Below are 19,122 nucleotides of genomic sequence, written 5' to 3'. Positions count from 1 at the left end.
ACAGTAAATGCGCGGCCTGTTGAATAGTCACCTTATTACCTCATATCCTGTTGTCAATATACTTCCCGCTGGCCATATTCTGTTTATAGTTAATATCCCGCTTGTCTGCTAACAACACTTCCATCAATGGCATTTAGGGTTAAATATGTAGTTTTGTAGATGCTCTCTTTATCTACCTTCTCCAGATTATAAACGGAATTCTCCGGCATACTTTCCCAGTAAGAATATCCGCAGAAATCCCACACTGGAACAGTCAAGTATTCCTGGTTGTTATTCTTATTAACTACATACATAGAAGACAAATAAATCTGTGTAATCTTCAGATAAGTCTTTTCACCTGGTGCTTTCCACGATTTATTCATAATATTTGCGGCCAGAAATTCCTTCATCTGATCAAAACTGCTTATGGCGACATCTTTATTAATGGATTCTATCACCCGGGGCGGCAAATTCATATTCATGCCAATGACTCCTGAAGCGTCCACCTGTATATTATCTTGTGTCTGCCCCATATGGGCACTATACTCTTCCAGGGGTTCCGCCCGGTCTGTCTGAACAGAAGTCTTTTCTTCAAGATAAAAATTTTCAAGTCCGCCTATCTTTCTCTTATAGCTAATATCGTAATATCCCACAATATTTCCATCTACAACCTGCGCCTTTTTCTCAATACCCACAATTTCCAAATCGCCCAATTCAAGTGCCTGAATCACTTCTTGTGCCTTATTCCCAGCTTCTTCTTCTGAAATATCCACAGACCAAGCGCCTTCTACAGCGTTATATGCTGGACTGTAATTCATGAACTCTATCCGATCGCCTCTGTCTGTATCCTTGTAAATAAGTATCCGGGCTTTTTCCGCCCTTCCTAAATCACTCTGAAGTTCTATGGCACCCTTTTCGTCAAATGTGATGTCATCAACAGCAATGGGGGCTGCCTCCTTATCTGCCTCTGCCGTATATAATTCTTCGGATTTTTTTAACTGCTCCTTTAATTGAGAAAGCTGCTCATCCAAAGTTCCATCCCCTTCATTAATACTTGATTGCGCGCCGCATTCCAGAAGCGATATCTCCTGTTTGAGAGAAATAATTTCATCCATTATCTCTTCTTTGGATACTGCAGTGCCAATTGGGTAGCAGGCCGCATCACCTACGAAATAATGTATTACTTGTTTTATCTGTTCCTGCGTCATTGCTGCTGGTTTTACTTTTTCACTTACAATTTTATCTGTATCCGGAATATGTACATCTGCATCAACCAGCACAGCTACACCGTCCGCCTCAAATTCATCCGTATAATGCGTTGGTACAGACTCTAAAATCTCTGCAGTCTGAGCATAACTTTCTCCTGTCGGCTGGTTCGCCTTCATTTCCTGTTCTAAATCCTGCTCCTTTTTATTTTTGACCAGATCTTCTTGCGGTGTTTCCTGACAACCCGAAATAAATGTACAGATAAGCAAAAGGCATAATAATTTGACTATGTATAGTCTCTTCACTTTTCCTGATCCTCCCTTCTTAGTTTTTGCATTCTAAAACTATTATCATATACCACGAAATCATTGCGCGTATCTGTTGCATAGAAAAAAGAACCCTAAATATTCGCTGTAGTGCTAATTCATATCAAAATAATACCTATCAATAAGATCACAAACATCCCATCGCCAAAGGCGATTCTGCATGGATTTTTGCCTGTAACTGTGAATGTAGTGAGCAGTTACAAAAAACAATAAAAAGTCATTGATTATGGATTGAGTTCCAGTTCTGTCCTACCAGCTTTGAGGAATAAATATTTTTCACAATAAAATAACCAGATTTTATGCAGGATAGCCTTCTGTGCGGTAAAATATAAGTAATAAATTTTTCGCACTGGAGGTTTTAAAAATGAGAAAACGGGAAAANCTGTCCTACCAGCTTTGAGGAATAAATATTTTTCACAATAAAATAACCAGATTTTATGCAGGATAGCCTTCTGTGCGGTAAAATATAAGTAATAAATTTTTCGCACTGGAGGTTTTAAAAATGAGAAAACGGGAAAAGCGGGAACGAAAGAAACAGGATAGGGAGATCGTTGATCTTATGATGGTCACAAATCATTTTTTCCATTCTTTAAAGGAATGGATCATGGAGATGGATGACCCAAGAAACCAGAGTTATATCACATACACACAGGCAGATCTGGGATATATGGCAATCCTAAAAAATGTATGTGGTCAGTTTTCCATGAGAGAGATGGAGGAAAACTTCAATAAAGAAACCTGTATTGATACACTTCGTCTTCTGTCAGGAAACCGGCATCTGGAGGAAATGCCTCATTATGATACTCTGAATTATTATCTGGAGAGGCTGTCGCCGGAGTGCCTTTCAGATCTACGAAAAAAGATGGTCACAAGTTTGATCCGTGGCAGGCAGTTTCATAGAAACCGGCTGTTGGGGAAATATTGGCGGATCATCCTGGATGGGACAGGTTTGTTTTATTTTAAGGAAAGGCATTGTGACAACTGTCTGTGCACGAAAAGAAAGACCGATGATGGAAAGACGGTAAAGCTGTATCATCATAAAGTTCTGGAAGCAAAGATAGTACTGAGTGATAAGATCGTTATCAGTCTGGGAACGGAATTCATAGAAAACGAAAAAGAAGATGTAAGCAAACAGGACTGTGAGCTGACTGCCGCAAAACGTCTTTTGCAAAAAATAAAAAAAGCTTATCCAAGGCTTCCCATCTGTATCCAGGGTGATGCATTATACGCAACAGAACCATTCATGAAGCTATGTAAGAAAACCTGCCATTGGGAATATCTTTTTACCCAAAAAGAGACAAGGCAGAAAAAACTGGATGAAGGTTTTGAATGGATAAAATCTGGTGAAGATGCCGAACGTCAGCCAGGATTATGCCAAGAGAAGGGAAGGGGATTCTATGCAAACCATGTGGAAGAAGTTGCCGGAAAAACAGAGGTTATGAATGTATTTGAGTATGAATATGAAAGAAAAGACAAGGAAGGAAAGAAAGAGAGCCTATGTTTTGAATGGGTGACCAGTCTGGAAGTAACGAAACGGAACCTGGAAGAAATGATACTTGCCGGAAGAGGGCGCTGGAAAATAGAAAATGAAGGTTTTAACAACCAGAAGAAGGGACTGTACCGTATAGAACACCTCAACAGTAAAAACAGCAATGCGATGAAAAACCACTATCTGTTGACGCAGATAGCAGATATCCTGATGCAGCTCTATGTAGCATGGAATCCATATATAAAAGAGCTGAACCAGACACTAAAAAATACATCTTCGGGGTTACTGGAAAGTTTTAGAAGACAGCCAGTAACGGACGAAGATGTATCCTATATTTTTAGATACACAACGGTGTATCTGGAATAACAAGATTATTTTAACACAGGTGGTGGTTAAAAGAAAGCTGAAATAATAGAATAGTTATCCACAAATTTTGGAAACGGTATCCGTATAGAAATAGGATGTGTATAACAAAGAACAATGTTAGAAAAAAGGTGGATAATTTGTAAAAAGAAAAGTATGCAGTAAAGTCTGAGAAATAAATAAAATTTATTCCTCACCGCTGCTGTCCTACAGCTCTGATTGAGTTTTTAACTGGTTTAAGATATAATTTTATGTTAAAATTATATCACAATAAATAATCAGATAAAAAAATACGCATAAACGTTATAGTTTATTGAGTGAACGTAAGGAGTCAATTATGATTTATTTTTTTATTTCAAGTTTCTTAGGGGTTTTGGTAACAGTCTCTACTTGCTTAAACATGCTCTATTCAAGCCTTAAATTTCCTTTAAAATTAATCTTGTGGCTTGGCTGTTTCATAATTTCACCAATATCTTTATGTTTTTTTAGTGAATACTCAACCTATTTACTGATCGCATATATACTATTTATAATCTATCTTAATAAACAGAACGCATTACTAAACTGTCTTTTATTTCTTATAGGTTACTTAATCCAGGTGACTTTAAATTATATTTGTACATTATTTGTATATATAATTTTTAGGATTAATTTCTCGGATTATAATTTTACGCAAAGTATAGTATTTATGATTTTCTATGCATTTCTATGTTGGATTATAACTTATCAAATTGGCAATTATTTAAAAAAGCATATATCTATCAGCCACTTTACTGAGCAAAAGAAAATGCTAACCCTCATCGTTATTTTTGTTGTTTTATGTGTTTCACTATTCATATTTAATTTCTCATCAAGTGAGCAATTGGGATATCCTACATACCTGACTTTTATTAACTGTTTTCTATTTTTGTCCTACTTTTCTCTTACTATCGTACTTATTTATTACATAGTAAATTCTGTTAAAAGAGAGGCTATAGAAAAACAAAAACTGACAGAATTCAAAAACCTACAGGAGTACACAACAAAATTAGAAGACCTTTATCAGCAGATACGTTCTTTCAAACACGATTACATAAACATTCTTGCCACTCTGGATTGTTATATAGAACAGCGGGATTTTGACAGCCTGGACGAGTATTTTCATAATAAAATCCTTCCTACCGGAAAACAATTTTCCAAAGATACCGCATCACTGGGAAGGCTTGCAAATATACAAGGTTTAGAATTTAAAAGTTTATTATACCAGAAATTTATGCGTGCCTCTTCCCTGCACCTGCAGTTAGATATTGATATCCCCTCCCCTGTTTCTTCGTCCGGCTCTATGGAGCCTGTGGATTTATCCAGGCTTATGGGTATCTTTCTTGATAATGCCATTGAAGCTGCATCTGAAACGGAAGAAAAATATTTATTCTGCGGACTTCTGCAAAATGACGATGGTATGATCATCTGTCTTACGAATTCCTGTATTAAAAATGATATTCCAATTGAAAAATTATATGAAAACGGCTTTACAACCAAAAATTCCGGATATGGTATCGGGCTTTTTAATGCCAAAAAGATATTAAATAAATATCCGGATGTTATTCATCACACCAAATGTAAAGATAACCATTTCACCCAGGAAATACAGATTCCACGCTGTTAAAATCTTCTCACTAAGTAAAAAGAACATTCAGAAAAATACACAGATAAATTGGAGGTATATCATGAATCTGTCTTTACAGTTTTTTATAGATAATATATTCGGCGTCCTGTTCTTGATCATTGCGTTTACAAACCTGTCGCTTTCCCCTATCAAAATGCGTAATAAGCTTTGTATGGCAGCCGGTATATCTATTATAACAATTTTTCTCTACCCTGTTTGTGGTGAGTTTTCAACTTACCTGGTTATATGTTATACCGTATTTGTTTCTGTGATTGGTCAAAAGAAAAAATTTCAAATTTGTATATTGGGAATCATGGGTTACATATATAATGTTTTTTTAAATTATTTATGTGTGACCATCATCTACGTTATAACAGATATTTATGTAATGAAACTTAGCTGGCTTTTTCGCTCCTTATTTAATATATGTTATATTTTATTGTTGTACGTTACGACCGCAGCCATTAAAAGAATTTTCAGGAAACAATTAGATTTTCTTTTCACGCATAAATTTAACATAAAATTTGTTATCAACATATGTCTATTTATAGCTGTTTGTGCCTGTATATTAATTACAAACTTTGCCACAGGCCAATATATGGGATATCCTTTATTTAGTTATCTTTTAAACTGTTTTCTTTTTTTGTTGTATTTTTCTCTATCTGTTATTATACTATATCACTCAATCAAAACCATCAAACAAGATACAGAAAAGAAACAAAAAATACTGGAATATCAAAAACTACAGGAATACACAACCAAACTGGAAGACCTTTACCAGCAAATGCGTTCCTTCAAACACGATTACATAAACATTCTCGCCACTTTAGATTGTTATATAGAACAAGGGGACTTAGACAGTCTGGAGGATTACTTTCATTCTAAAATCCTGCCTACCGGAAAACAGTTTTCCCAAGACAGTATGTCAATCGGGAGACTTGCAAATATACAAATCCTGGAATTAAAAAGTTTATTGTACCAGAAATTTATGCGTGCCTCTTCCCTACACCTGCAGTTAGATATTGACATCCCCTCCCCTCTTACTTCTATCGGTTCTGTGGAACCTGTAGATTTATCACGGCTCATAGGCATATTCCTTGACAATGCTATTGAAGCAGCCTCTGAAACGGAAGAGAAGAAATTGTTTTGTGGTTTTTTACAAAATGACGATAACATTATTATTCGTCTTACTAATTCCTGTAATGCAACTGCTATTCCTATTGAAAAACTATACGAAAACGGTTTTACAACCAAAATCCTCGGACACGGTATCGGACTTTATAATGCAAAAGAGATATTAAATAAATATCCGGTTGTTATGCATTTCACAGAATGTAGAGATAGCTGTTTCACACAGGAGCTTCTTATCCCACAAAGCTAAAATAATTTTATATCTGCAATCATGAAAAAGCCGGAGATCATCCGGCTTTTAATTACTGCTCATCCTGTGGATATTCATATTCATAGTCATAAAATCTCGGTTCTTTCTCATCACCGTCGCTGGTAATATCAACAGCGATATTGACCCCATCTTCCGTATAATATGTAAAATACACGACCAATCCGGCAGAAATACGACAAGGGCAATCAATTTCTGCGTCTCCGATATAATATGATACCCCCGTTTCTCTGGCTTCTACTACGCTGGGCGGCGCCTCTTCCCATCCTTCAGCGATCAGCATCGTCGGCCCTTCATTTGTTGCTATAACATAACCACAGGATTCTATCAAATCCTTCTCTGTCTCTTCTTCCGTCACATCTGCATTTATATCCGGATTCGGATTACGGCTTTCCTCAACTGCTTCTGCATTATCCTCCTGCACGTTCTCTTCCGCGGCTGCATTTGTGTCGGCGCCCTGCCCTGTCATATCTGCAGGTTTATTTATATCTGAATTTTCAACTTTCTTATCTTCCACAGTGTTTTTTGAATCTTTCTTAGGCTGAACTACTGTTTCCTTTTTTTTATTTGAATCACTTTCCGTCTCCGCGGTAATCGCAGCGGCATCCTTTTCCGTTTTCTCCTTTGTTCCACATCCCGCAAATAAAAGAGAAACAGAAACAGCCCATGCCCCCATCCATAATTTGTAACGTTTGTTCATTCTCACTTTATCCCTCCATAGTCTATACATATTTTAACGAAACCATGCTGAGTGTTTTTCCAGGTTATGCAACTGTACTTTTTTTATACTCTCTGCTTTATCTGGTTTTTTCAACATTTTATGTGTATTTTATTCTAGCATATGATATAATGAAATACGTTATTTTATGCGCAAACGTCTTGTTTTTTTACATAAACGTTCAGAAAGAGGAATTTGTATGCTGCCAATTTTTATTTGCGAAGACGAGCCTGTACTCCTAAAAAGTTATACTAATTACATTCAGGATTATCTTTCCTTTCATGAATATGAAATGAAAATTGTCTGTTCAACAACCGACCCTGACGAGATATTAACCAGAGTGAGCAGCGGCAAGCAAAAAGGAATTTATTTTTTAGATATTGCACTGGGCAACGGCAAAAGAAAAGAAGGTATATATCTGGGAGAAAAAATCAGACAATATGATCCTGACGGATATATTATCTATATCACCTCACATTCCGAATATAGTATGATGATATTGAGACACAGAATAGCTGCCACTGACTTTATACCTAAAGACAATTTTGAGGACTTAAAGAAAAACATAGCAGATTGCCTGCTGCTCATTCACGAAAGAGATACCCGCTCACTTGCTGAAGAAGAGACACTGGTACTAAAAACAAAAACAGAGAACATACATTTAAAACAGTCAGATATCTATTATATAGAAATCGTGCCGGGGACCCGCAAAAGAGCCATACATACACAGTTCAGCATTTATGAGACAAGTGAGTCATTAAAACTGTTAAAATCCCGCCTGGGCAGTGACTTTATATATTGTCATAAATCCATCATAATCAATATAAAGCATGTACAGGCTCTGCAAAAAAAAGTCCGTAAAGTTGTATTTGATAATAATCTTACCTGTGACGTTGCCGTCCGCTTTCAAAAAGAAGTAGCTTTGGCTTTGGAAGCCGGAAAGTGACCAAGAATGTAAATTGGGAGGGCTTGTCAAATGATACCAAAATATTCCTTAAGCCGTTTTATCGCCTCAAGCACCACCTCCTCCGATGAAGCATAAGACAAACGCAAATACCCTTCCCCACAGGCACCAAATGCACGCCCGGGCGTTGTGATGACCTGTACTTTTTTCACGATATCACAATCAATCTAAAAATGAGCTTAGCAAATATCCTATGGGAATTATCTGCTGTGCTCATTTTGGATTTAGTTAAAAACACTGCCAATCACGCCGGCAGGGGCACTCATTGCGCAAAGCCTTTTACAATAAAATTTTCCAGTGTAAAACTAACATTTACGGAAAAACCAAATGATATTTTCTCCTCCTCAAAAGCAAAATTATACTTAACCACATATGGGGTCTCAATAAAAAACAAGGTCAATTCAAGTGATTCATGAAAATCAGCACGACAAATATACTCCTGCATGTGCATCTGCAGATCTTTTATAAATTTCACTTTACCGTTTGTATCATAGTCTAATGAAAATAATATCTTTTCTATACCGTTTCTATTTTTTATAATCACCTGATATACCCCGTCAAGAAACAGAAATTCTACATTTTCTATTCCCCACTTATTGTCATTAAATCTATATTTTCTCAAAGGAAACCAAACCTGCCCAGGAACCTTCACTCTAAAATTATTATGATCCAGTAAACAAATTTTGCCGCTTTGATCTTCATATATCAAATGTTTATAGATCATCGATAATAAATCTTCCATCTTTGAACACTGTGAAAATACGATTACCGCCAAATCATTTGCAGGGCACAACAGGCACAACTGACCGAAAGCACCATCCATTCGGCAGAACCCCTCTTTACCGATATGAAACTGAAATCCATATCCGGCGCCTCCGAAAAAACTGCTTTCCTGCTTAACTATCTGCTGTTCAGTGGCCATTTTGATATATTTCCTGGAAATCAGTTGTTTCCCGTTATATGCTCCATAATTTAGAAGCATTTGCGCAATCTTTACAAGCGAATCCGGATAAAGACTCAGTCCCATCCCTCCTGCGGTCAAGCCTTCAGGTGACTGTTCCCATTGGGCTTCAAAAATCCCCAATGGGTGAAAAAGATGTATATTCAGAAAATCTTCCAGTGACATTTTTGAGACTTTTGTAATTATTGCCGAAAGCATATGAGAACCATGGGTACAATATTTGTAATATGTTCCCGGCTCATGAGGGAATTCCTGATTTAGAAATCCTCTTACCCAATCATTTTGAATCACTAATTCTCTGTATGTATCATCATAAATGCCGCATGACATTGTGAGCAGATGACGTATCCTAATCTTTTTGAGATTTTTATGGGGCAGCAACGGTAATTCTTTATCAAAAAATCCCACAATAAAATCATCAAGATCCAGAAGTCCCATGTCACAGGCTATCCCCACTGCAAGCCCGGCAAAAGACTTTGTCATAGAGAAAAACAGCTTCAATGTGTCACGTTTATATGGTTCTATGATATATTCAGCAAGTATATTTTCTTTAGACGTACAAATCACATGTGAAATATTTGTATTTGTATTTTCTTTGCAGGCATTTATAAAATCAACAATCGGCACTTTCCCCACCTCTTTCTGTCCTTTCTATCCGTAAAAAGACAGAGACACCCACACCAGATGCCTCTGTCTTTTCCCCTTATAACATAATCCCAAAATACTTCTCCAAAATCCCAGCCACTTCCTCCTCCCCAATCTCTCTTTCCTGCACCACTGCCCCATTCTCCACTTCTGTAAATATATTCCCCACAACTGACACGCTTCCATTTTCCGTCCTCTTATTCACATAAAGCCTCTGACGAAACACTGAATTCTCATTCTTGGAGCAGTATTCATTCATAGGAATATAATCTACTGCCTCCTGGGGCATAGTATAGAACTGCAGCATAGATTCCATCTCCCCGCTGCTCGTCCTTCTCTTCATGGTCCACCAGGGGACTACGTCCTTGTACATATAATACTTCTCTCCACGGATTTCCGCCTCTGCCCCATCCTGCACCGGTACCGCTCCCGGAGGCATGGGGCCGCCATAGCCCACATCGCAGAAATACTTCATGCCATCCAATTCCACAAGGATTCCCCTGTGGAGTACCAGGGGCACATAATTTTTATTCCTGGTTATCCGGCACATGCAGGAATAAGCATGGAATCCCAGGTCTTTTAGCAGGGCGGTAAACAGCGCATTCAGTTCAAAGCAGTAGCCGCCCCTGTTCTTAACCACCACTTTTTCGTAAATGGATGCAATATCCAATGGAATATCTTTTTTAAACATCCAGACATCCAGATTTTCAAAAGGCACATGATTCTGATGTCCATAGATCAAATCGTCCAGATATTCTTTCGTAAGCGCAGTCCTGCGCTTTCTGTGGATTCGTTCCAGATAGGCGTCCGCATCGGGAACAGACGCATACAGTGCTTCATACATAACCTTTCCTCCTTGGGCAGTACACGTACTCATATGATACTTTCATTATATACAGTTATTTTTTTGTTTGTAAAGCAGAAAAAAACTTTCGTCATATTGATCACACCCTATACTACAAAAAGTAGGAATCTATTTTCCACAAATGGAACCCTGTGCGGATTTACGCAAATCATAACCTGTTATATACTTGTTTTATGAATTTATTACAGCATACCGGTATCTGAACAAAAAGTAGGAACGGACAAGTGCGCACTATGTCCAAAACGAAGGGAGAGATTCAGATGAGTAGTAAAACCAATCCTGACACAGAAAAACCCGGCAAAAAGGGACTGAGCAAGGCACTGAAGATGTTCTACGGCGTGGGTGACTGCGGCTTTACCCTGATGACCAATGTGGAGAGTTATTACTTTAACTTTTTCCTCACCAATTTGGCACAATTCGGACTTGCCACCGTCTCCTTTATAACTACCACCGCGAGTATCATTGATGCCCTCCTGTCCTGGATATACGGAGCCATCTTAAACAGTATCAAACCGAAAAAATGGGGCCGTTACCGTTCCTGGCTGATCCTTCTGCCATGGATGGTACCTTTTCTCTACGCGTTCCAGTTTTTAAAGATCGGTGACGGGCCTCTTTCCATAGCGATCATTATCATAGCTGCCGTTGTCAGCCATATTGTATGGAATTTCCCCTATGTAGCCAACGTATCCATGATCGCCGTAGCCGGAAAAACGCCGGACGACAGGGCACATCTGGCTTCCACCAGAGCTGCATGGGCTAACTTTTCAAAGGTTATCTTCTCCTATGTGGGACCGCCTCTGGCAGCTCTCTTCGCAGGCATGATCGGAGAGAAAAGCCAGTACGGAGCAACTGCATTTGTACTGGGATGTATCATGGCAGTGCTCTATTTCACACACTTTAAAATGTTTGACGGCTACGAAGAAACAGAAGCCGCCGCAAGCAGCGCCTCAGCCAAAAAGGACACCACAAAAACAGGAGGCATGGATCTGGTCAAAGCTCTTTTACAGAATCCGCCCCTCCTCTCTTTACTGCTTGCTGACCTGGCCAAATGGATGTTTAACTTTGTCTGCTCCGGTGTAGCCATCTATTATTTTACATATGTGGCACAAGATTCCGGCCTGCTGGCAAGGTACATCCTGATCTCCAATATCCTGTGTGTCATTGGCTCCTACCTGGCAAAAAATATGGCGAAAAAGATTTCCACCAGATCGACTACCATCATCACCTTTTTCGCTATGGCGGTCATCCTGATCGCAGCCAACTTTACCTATGCCAACGTAACCCTGGTCATCATCCTTATGTCTGTGGCACAGTTCGGATACGGCATTGCATACGCATGTACCCCTGCCCTGTATGCGGATACCATCATCTACTCTGAGTGGAAAACAGGAAAAAACGCCACCGGATGGATCAGCGGCCTTCAAAATGTACCTCTGAAGGTGGGCGTCATGACAAGAGGTATTATCATCTCTGCCTGCCTTGCCTTCGCTGCCTTTGACCCGAGTATTGACGCTGCAATGGCATCCGTAGAGCTGAAAAAGGGAATCTGCATGGCCTTTATGATCATACCGGCACTGGCTCTCATCGTGGCAGCTGTACTTCTTCTCTTCGGCTTCCGTCTGACAAAAGAGAAAGTAGAACAGTATTCCGCAGAGATCGCCGCAAGAAATAACAATTGACAGGAGGGAATCAGGAAATGAAATTTAATGAAAAAGAATTAGAGATCACAGGTGAATACAACATGCCCGGAATCTACGGCGCACCGGACAGTATTGTACCTAAATACAACCGTCCCATCACCCCTAAAGAAAATATGCTCCGCATGCTGGACGGAAGGATGCCCCTTTGGGTCCCCAACCAGACCCTTGACAATAATGCCATTCAGCCCCTGGTCATGCCCGATGCAAAGGCCCGCAATTTCGGCGGTACGGACTGGTTTGGTATTGAATGGGAATATGAGCCTAATACAAAGGCTGCCATGGTAAAGCCCGGCACCCGCAGACTGTCTGATATTACAAAATGGCGGGAAGAACTGGAATTTCCCGATTTATCCGCCATAGACTGGAAGAAAGACTTTGAAGAAAACTACAAAGGACGGATTGCGGAGGACCGCTTTTCATACTTTGTCATTGTAAACGGTTTTTTTGAAAGAACGGCTGACCTTATCAGCTTTGAGGATGCCTTCTGCGCCCTCATTGAGGAGCCTGACGAACTTACTGCATTCTATGATAAACTGGCGGACTGGCATATAGAACTGATCAAGATTGCACATGAAGTATATCACGCGGATATGATCCTCTTCCACGATGACATGGGCACCCAGATCAGCACCTTCTTCTCGCCCTCCACCTATGAAGAACTGTTTGTCCCCCAGTACAAAAAAGTCACCAAAACAGCCCACGATATGGGAATGCACATCTGCCTTCACTCCTGCGGATGTATTAAAACACTGATGCCTCTCATTATCGAGGCAGGATTCGATGCCTGGGAGGGACAGGACAGTGCCAATGACAAAGCAGCTATCATGAAAGAATACGGAAAAGACCTGGCACAGTGCACTCTGTATATTATCCCCGCAGACATGAGCGATGAGGACGCTGTTGCGGATATACACAAAAAAGTAGACGAATTGGCTATGACAGGCCGCTTTGCCTGCCGTTTAAAAGATGAGAAGCCTGACCGTGCAGTAAATCTGGCCGATGAGCTGTACCGTTACAGCAGAATAAAATATGCCGAATTGGAGGAATCAAAATGCTGACACCGAAAGAAAACTTTCTGGAAACTATAAAAAAAGACGGAAAACCGGACCGTCTGGTCAACCAGTACCAGCCCTTTGTACCGATCATGAATGATCCTTTACAGAAATTCACCAGAGGAAACCGGGTAAGAGGCAAAACTTCTGTGGATAAGTGGGGGACTGAGATCCTCTTCCCCGAGGACGCCCCCGGTCCCATGCCACACGTTACAGAATCCAACAAAGTATGCCCGGATGTGACCGAATGGCAGAAATCCGTAAAGGTACCTGATCTGGTCGCAAACTGCAGCGACGGATGGGAGGATGCCCTTCAATCGGCGGCCCAAGTAGACCGCAGTGAAAAACTGGTGCTTGGCTTCATGGGAACCGGAATCTTTGAGCAGAGCCATTTTCTCATGGGCTTTGAGGATGCCCTTATGAATCTGCTGCTGGAACCGGAATCTATGAAAGAACTGGTGGATGCCATTGCAGAGTACCGTTTCCAGTATGCCAAACTGCTTGTTGATAATCTGCACCCGGATATCATCCTCTCACATGATGACTGGGGTTCCAAAACCAGCCTGTTCATGCAGCCTGACATCTGGAGAGGATTTTTCAAAGAGCATTACCGCCGTATCTACGGATATATGCACGACCACGGCGTTTTGGTCATGCACCATGCAGACTCTTTCCTGGAACCTATCGTTGAGGACATGGCAGAGATCGGTGTGGATGTATGGCAGGGAGTGCTGCCGGAAAATGACATATTAAAACTGCAGAAACAGCTTGACGGGCGTATGACCCTCATGGGAGGCATTGACGCTACCATAGACCGGGAAGATGCCACGGAAGAAGAGATCCGTGCAGATGTGCGCAGAGCCTGCAGTACCTATGGCCCGGGCGGACACTTCATCCCCTGTATGACTTACGGCCTTGCAGGTACTATTTATCCCAGAACAGACGAGATCATAGCCGATGAGATTGAAGCCTACAACAGAGAGAACAGTCCTGTCTGACCGGCGGACGGCGAAGCGTAAACGGGAAAGCTTTTCGTCTCCGCCTGACAAGGATGTTTTCTAATTTTAAGATTTGCCACAGGATATTTCGGTATCCTGTGGCTTTTCTGTTTTAGACCTGCCCTACAAAATTGAAGTACACGTCAATCTGCTGGGTGTAGTTCTTCTTTTTCCACGGCTCGCTTCGTTCATGCACCACGATTTTCTCAATGAACTCCCGCACGATTTCCGGCGTCAGTTCTTGAATCTCCGTGTACCGCTGTACCACCTTGAGAAAGCGGTCTGCATTCAGCATTCGCTCTTTCTCCGTGTTGATTTCCTGTTCCAGCATTTCACTGCGGATTGTCAGCTCCTGTTTTTCTTCTTCGTAACCGCCCGTCAGCGCCTTAAACTGAGTTTCCGAAAGGTTCGCCAACGCAAGCTGTTCAAAGGCGGCGCGGAACAGCTTTTCTAAATCCGCAAGCCGTTTCTGCGCCCTGTCCAATTCATTGACTTTGGCGGACAATTCCTTTTTGAGCTGGCTGCTGTGCTTGTCCATCGCCCGCCGGAGGAATTCCTCGGTGTGCTCCCGCGCTTCCTGCGTAACCCGCTGAATCTCCGCCAGCACGATCTCGTACAGTGCCATGACCTTGACGGTATGCGGGGTACAGTCCTCTTTATGTCCGTGGTAAGTACCGCAGGTATATGTATACTGGCTTTCGTTCCAACTTCCGCACCGGCAGAAGTAGTGCCGTTTTCCGCAGTCTGCACAGTAGACCATACCGGACAGCAGATCCATCTCGCCCATTTTATTTGGACGGCGTTTGCCCGCCCGTACCTTCTGCACAATCTCCCATGTTTCCATGTCGATCAGCGGCTCGTGGGTATGCTCAAAGCGGAGCTGCTTTTCCAGGGGATTCCGCTTGCTTTTCTTGCTCTTGAAGGATGGACTGTAACTGCGGCAGTTGATGGTGTTGCCGATGTACTCCTCCCGTTCCAAAATGTCTGCCACGGTAGAGCCACACCATTCATAGGGCTTATTCTCATTCAGATTGGTATGGCGGACGCCGTTGGTGCGAAACTCATAAACAGTGGGCGTCAGGATTTGGTCAGCCCTCAGTATCCGTGCAATTTTGTCAGGGCCAAGTCCGCTGGCGCACAGGGCAAAAATTCGCCGCACCACAGGCGCGGTGTCCTCATTGGGAATAATCTGCTTACGGCTTTTCGGGTTTTTTCGATAGCCGTAAGGCGCCTTTGTGCCGATGCGTTCCCCACGCCGCGCCGCCGCCATGATGACCGCTTTGACCTTCTTGCTGGTGTCTCTGGCGTGCCACTCGTTAAAAAGATGGCGGACGGCCACACTGTCATCCACGCCGTTCAGCGTGTCCACGTTGTCGTTGATGGCGATGTAACGGACATTGTAGCTTGCAAAGGTTTCTTCCAACAGGATACCCACCGTTGCAGGCTTTGCCTGCAAGCGGTTTGCGTGGGGAATGGCATTCCCCTATTCCTGCCTTAACTTCAAACCTTGCGGTTTGGCGTTCAGTCTCCTGCCGCAAGCGGCAGGGCAGACGCTTCGTTCCCGTTGTAAAGCATCCAGTCGAATACCTCCCTTACTGTCTCGGCCTGCGGGCCTCCCAGTATTTCCGTCACCAGTTTCACTGGTTCCTCCTTTCCCTTGAACTACTCAATCTAACGGTTTATAAGAGCGTAAAAGTAAGTATAGGATTTCGTGTACTTGGTGTAATAGACAATCAGCTAAAGCTAAAAGTTATCATTTTCAATCCGATGAAAGAACGAAGATAGTTTTTTCTGGTTCGCTGTCAAACAGATACAATAATAGGTGGCATGGGCTTCTTCATCAAGAATAGGAATGATGACCCGTTTTGACGGTTTCCCCTCTCTTTCCATAACAACATCAGAAGTAAAGGATGGCAGCGCAGAAGCCTGCACCACTTCTCGGAATACCGAATAATCATCTTGCAGGAGAAAATGGGTTGCTTTCATTTTTTCCATGTGCATATTATGCCAAAAACCAATTTTGGAATGCAGTAGCATGGTTTCTCCGTCTAAATCTTTTAGATGAAGCCCCTTTTTTCCAGATAGCGCGTGGCCCGGTGGCAGAGAAAAAAAGAGTTGTTCTTCTCCATATTTTGTGCAATAGACATTCGGCTCATTTATCAGAGTGGGTGTTACGATTATGTGAAAGGTTCCATCCAGCAGCCCCTGCATCAATTTATCCGGCTCCTTTATCTCGGAGGAAATCGTCATTTCTGGATAAATGGTGTTCAGCGTCGGGACGATGTTCCACAAGGGAGCAGGAGCGCAGGAACCGACTGCTATGGTGCGCTGGTTGCGATCAAGCGCACGAACACCGTTGACCATATCCTGAATTTGAGTTGTTATTTTTTGCGCGTACTGTACAGCCAACTCTCCATTGGAGTTTAATGCAATCTTATTCTTTTGCCGATCAAATAGTGTTACCCCAAGATCATTCTCCAGCCTTTGCATGGAACGGCTGATGGCCGGTTGCGATAAGTGCAGTCTTTCGGCAGCTTTCGACAACGTGCCTTGTTCTGCTATGGAAATTAACTGTTCTAATTGCTGCGTGTCAATCATATCGTCCCTCCTTGCTTACGAAATAGGTATTTTATTTATTATACTTTATTTTATTTGACTTTTCAATATCCACTATGCGTTTAGAGCATAGCAGATAAAAGAATCGGCATTGTACTTTTTACGATGCCGCTCTTATAATAAATGTAAGAACACAGAGAATTAGGAGGGAATAACGTGCAGTATGTAACATTAAATGACGGTATTCAAATGCCGCTCATGGGCTATGGTGTTTTTCAAATTACAGATGCTTTGCAGTGTGAACAGTGCGTTAAGGACGCGCTTGAGGTGGGATACCGCCTGATTGATACAGCGGCGGCATACCAAAACGAAGAAGCGGTGGGGGCGGCAATTCATTCCTCCGGCATTTCGAGAGAGGATTTGTTTATCACAACAAAGCTCTGGATTCAGGATGCCGGGTATGAAAGTACGTTGAAAGCCTTCGATGCTTCTTTGCAGAAGCTGGGGCTGGATTATTTGGATTTATACCTCATCCACCAACCTTTTGGCGATTACTACGGCGCATGGCGGGCAATGGAAAAATTGCAGAAAGACGGCTTGATTCGCGCCATTGGCGTCTGTAACTTTTCGCCGGATCGTCTGATTGACCTGTGCATGAACAGCGAAACCACACCCGCCGTCAATCAAATCGAAATTCATCCTTTCTATCAGCAGAACGATGCCTTGCAGATTATGGATGAGTTTGGAGTCAAACCGCAGGCGTGGGGGCCACTTTCGGAAGGGCAAAAGAATATTTTTAATAACAAGCTGCTGAAATCCATTGCCGCAAAACATGAAAGGACAGTGGTGCAAGTAATCCTGCGCTGGCACATTCAGAGAGGCGTGATTATTATCCCCAAAACGGTTCACAAAGAACGCATGGTGGAAAACATGAATATTTGGGATTTTGAACTGACCGAGCCGGAAATGCAGTCGATTGCCACAATGGATATTGGTCACAGCGAAATCATTGACCACCACTGCTGGTGTACGGCCAAGCAGCTCAACGGATTAAAAATCCACGAATGATAAGGAGGTTTATCAAATGAGAAACAACTATCTTTCAAGATTTCAAACAACTGATCCTGAATTTTATCAGTTGTTTGAAGCCTTTGCCGAACATGAGGCCGTAAAGGAACCGGAGGTTATACTTGACGAAAAAAAGCGCTGTTTGGCAATTTTAGCTACCCTTCTTGGTTGTCAGGGAATTGACCTGTACAAAGATGTACTGCGTGAAGCCTTAAAGCAGGATGTTTCGCCGGTTGAAGTGAAAGAAACCGTATACCAAGCGGTTGCCTACTTGGGAATTGGCCGAGTATACCCTTTCCTGAAAGCGACAAATGATGTGCTTACAGATATGGGAATTGCCCTCCCGACCGCAGGGCAGGCCACTACCACACCTGAAACAAGGCTTGAGCAAGGGAGTCAGGCACAGGCTGATATTTTCGGATCGGATTGGAAAGATTTCTATAAATCCGGTCCGGTGGAAACCCGTCATATGAACCGCTGGCTGGCTGCGAATTGCTTTGGCGATTATTATACGAGGAACGGTTTGGACAAAAAGCTGCGGGAAATGATTACCTTTTGTTTTTTGTCCGCACAGGGTACGGAGCCACAGCTAAAGGGGCATATCAACGGAAATTTTTCAGTCGGAAACGACAAGGCGTTTTTGATTGCCGTAGCGTCACAGTGTATGCCCTATATCGGTTATCCGAGGACACTCAATACTTTGCGCTGCATCAATGAGGTTGTAAAGGAAAACGAAGAAAACGCAGGAGGTGCAAAATGAATCGTCTGGAAGATATAAAAAGCGAAAGCCCGTTTCCGGTAGGAGAAGAAAACACGGCGTTCGCAAAGTATTTTATCGGGAAAAGCTACCTAAGTTATTTGTCAGAGCAGCAGATCGGGATTGCCAATGTCACCTTTGAGCCGGGATGCCGGAATCATTGGCATATCCATCATGGCGGCGGACAGATTCTGCTGTGTACTGCGGGACGGGGCTATTATCAGGCATGGGGACAGGAAGCAAGAGAACTTCATCCCGGAGATGTCGTCAATATTCCGCCGGAGGAAAAGCATTGGCATGGGGCAGCCCCCGACAGTTGGTTTTCTCATATCGCAATATCCGTTCCAGCAGAAAATGTAGGCTGTGAATGGCTGGAGCCTGTAACGGACGAATATGTTGTCTTAAAATAATCTAAATCAGGAGGAAAAAAC

General features: G+C 42.1%; 16 protein-coding genes. 10 read left to right on the top strand and 6 right to left on the bottom strand.

The window, feature by feature from the left end; translation table 11 throughout:
- Positions 1–89 precede the first annotated feature (89 nt).
- Entirely contained in the window at positions 90–1,490 is a 1,401-nt protein-coding gene (locus C6P39_RS18800; protein ID WP_104804806.1) for a DUF6034 family protein, read from the bottom strand.
- 523 nt (positions 1,491–2,013) lie between these two features.
- Here C6P39_RS18800 and C6P39_RS27515 point away from each other — a divergent pair.
- From C6P39_RS27515 to C6P39_RS18785, 3 genes are all read left to right on the top strand, one after another.
- Positions 2,014–3,366, top strand: a complete 1,353-nt coding sequence (locus C6P39_RS27515; protein WP_158661622.1) for a transposase family protein — start codon at positions 2,014–2,016, stop codon at positions 3,364–3,366.
- Between the two features lie 685 nt (positions 3,367–4,051).
- Positions 4,052–5,008 carry a sensor histidine kinase gene (locus C6P39_RS18790; protein ID WP_158661621.1) on the top strand — a complete coding sequence of 319 codons (957 nt, stop codon included), beginning with the start codon at positions 4,052–4,054 and terminating at the stop codon, positions 5,006–5,008.
- A 61-nt stretch (positions 5,009–5,069) separates the two neighbouring features.
- Complete coding sequence (locus C6P39_RS18785; protein WP_158661620.1) at positions 5,070–6,389, top strand: sensor histidine kinase; 1,320 nt, start codon at positions 5,070–5,072, stop codon at positions 6,387–6,389.
- A 52-nt stretch (positions 6,390–6,441) separates the two neighbouring features.
- Here the strand turns inward: C6P39_RS18785 and C6P39_RS18780 are convergent, their stop codons facing one another.
- Positions 6,442–7,113, bottom strand: coding sequence for a hypothetical protein (locus C6P39_RS18780; protein WP_158661619.1), 672 nt, complete (start codon positions 7,111–7,113; stop codon positions 6,442–6,444).
- Positions 7,114–7,324: 211 nt separating this feature from the next.
- Here C6P39_RS18780 and C6P39_RS18775 point away from each other — a divergent pair, with 211 nt between their 5' ends.
- A complete protein-coding gene (locus tag C6P39_RS18775) occupies positions 7,325–8,071 on the top strand; it encodes a LytR/AlgR family response regulator transcription factor (RefSeq protein WP_158661618.1) in 747 nt (248 codons plus the stop codon).
- 280 nt (positions 8,072–8,351) lie between these two features.
- On the opposite strand, the gene C6P39_RS18770 is transcribed toward C6P39_RS18775, so the two are convergent.
- Together C6P39_RS18770 and C6P39_RS18765 are read right to left on the bottom strand one after the other, a co-directional pair.
- The gene (locus C6P39_RS18770; protein WP_104804801.1) at positions 8,352–9,677 is read right to left on the bottom strand and encodes a serine hydrolase domain-containing protein; all 1,326 of its coding nucleotides are present in this window, start codon (positions 9,675–9,677) and stop codon (positions 8,352–8,354) included.
- 76 nt (positions 9,678–9,753) lie between these two features.
- Positions 9,754–10,539 (bottom strand): arylamine N-acetyltransferase family protein, encoded by a 786-nt coding sequence (locus C6P39_RS18765; protein ID WP_158661617.1) that lies wholly within the window; start codon positions 10,537–10,539, stop codon positions 9,754–9,756.
- A 281-nt stretch (positions 10,540–10,820) separates the two neighbouring features.
- Between C6P39_RS18765 and C6P39_RS18760 the strand changes: the two genes are divergently transcribed.
- From C6P39_RS18760 to C6P39_RS18750, 3 genes are read left to right on the top strand one after another with little or no spacing between them, the layout of a single operon-like run.
- Positions 10,821–12,239 carry an MFS transporter gene (locus C6P39_RS18760; RefSeq protein ID WP_104804799.1) on the top strand — a complete coding sequence of 473 codons (1,419 nt, stop codon included), beginning with the start codon at positions 10,821–10,823 and terminating at the stop codon, positions 12,237–12,239.
- Positions 12,240–12,256: 17 nt separating this feature from the next.
- Positions 12,257–13,318 carry a uroporphyrinogen decarboxylase family protein gene (locus tag C6P39_RS18755; protein ID WP_104804798.1) on the top strand — a complete coding sequence of 354 codons (1,062 nt, stop codon included), beginning with the start codon at positions 12,257–12,259 and terminating at the stop codon, positions 13,316–13,318.
- Entirely contained in the window at positions 13,312–14,310 is a 999-nt protein-coding gene (locus C6P39_RS18750) for a uroporphyrinogen decarboxylase family protein (protein WP_095170699.1), read from the top strand. Before C6P39_RS18755 ends, C6P39_RS18750 begins: the two co-directional genes overlap by 7 nt.
- A gap of 112 nt (positions 14,311–14,422) precedes the next feature.
- On the opposite strand, the gene C6P39_RS18745 is transcribed toward C6P39_RS18750, so the two are convergent.
- Together C6P39_RS18745 and C6P39_RS18740 are read right to left on the bottom strand one after the other, a co-directional pair.
- Entirely contained in the window at positions 14,423–15,733 is a 1,311-nt protein-coding gene (locus C6P39_RS18745; RefSeq protein ID WP_242987079.1) for a recombinase family protein, read from the bottom strand.
- A gap of 320 nt (positions 15,734–16,053) precedes the next feature.
- The gene (locus C6P39_RS18740; RefSeq protein ID WP_104804796.1) at positions 16,054–16,908 is read right to left on the bottom strand and encodes a LysR family transcriptional regulator; all 855 of its coding nucleotides are present in this window, start codon (positions 16,906–16,908) and stop codon (positions 16,054–16,056) included.
- Between the two features lie 174 nt (positions 16,909–17,082).
- Between C6P39_RS18740 and C6P39_RS18735 the strand changes: the two genes are divergently transcribed.
- Genes C6P39_RS18735 through C6P39_RS18725 form a run of 3 tightly spaced genes read left to right on the top strand, consistent with a single transcriptional unit; the run spans position 17,083 to position 19,101 of the window.
- A complete protein-coding gene (locus C6P39_RS18735) occupies positions 17,083–17,934 on the top strand; it encodes an aldo/keto reductase (protein ID WP_104804795.1) in 852 nt (283 codons plus the stop codon).
- 16 nt (positions 17,935–17,950) lie between these two features.
- Complete coding sequence (locus C6P39_RS18730; protein WP_095170703.1) at positions 17,951–18,694, top strand: carboxymuconolactone decarboxylase family protein; 744 nt, start codon at positions 17,951–17,953, stop codon at positions 18,692–18,694.
- Positions 18,691–19,101, top strand: a complete 411-nt coding sequence (locus C6P39_RS18725; protein WP_104804794.1) for a cupin domain-containing protein — start codon at positions 18,691–18,693, stop codon at positions 19,099–19,101. Before C6P39_RS18730 ends, C6P39_RS18725 begins: the two co-directional genes overlap by 4 nt.
- Positions 19,102–19,122 lie beyond the last annotated feature (21 nt).

The sequence above is a fragment of the Blautia marasmi genome, from assembly GCF_900258535.1.
GTDB lineage: Bacteria > Bacillota > Clostridia > Lachnospirales > Lachnospiraceae > Blautia > Blautia hominis.
The sequence above is the reverse complement of the archived record's forward strand: the minus strand, read 5'-3'. Positions and strand labels throughout refer to the sequence as shown.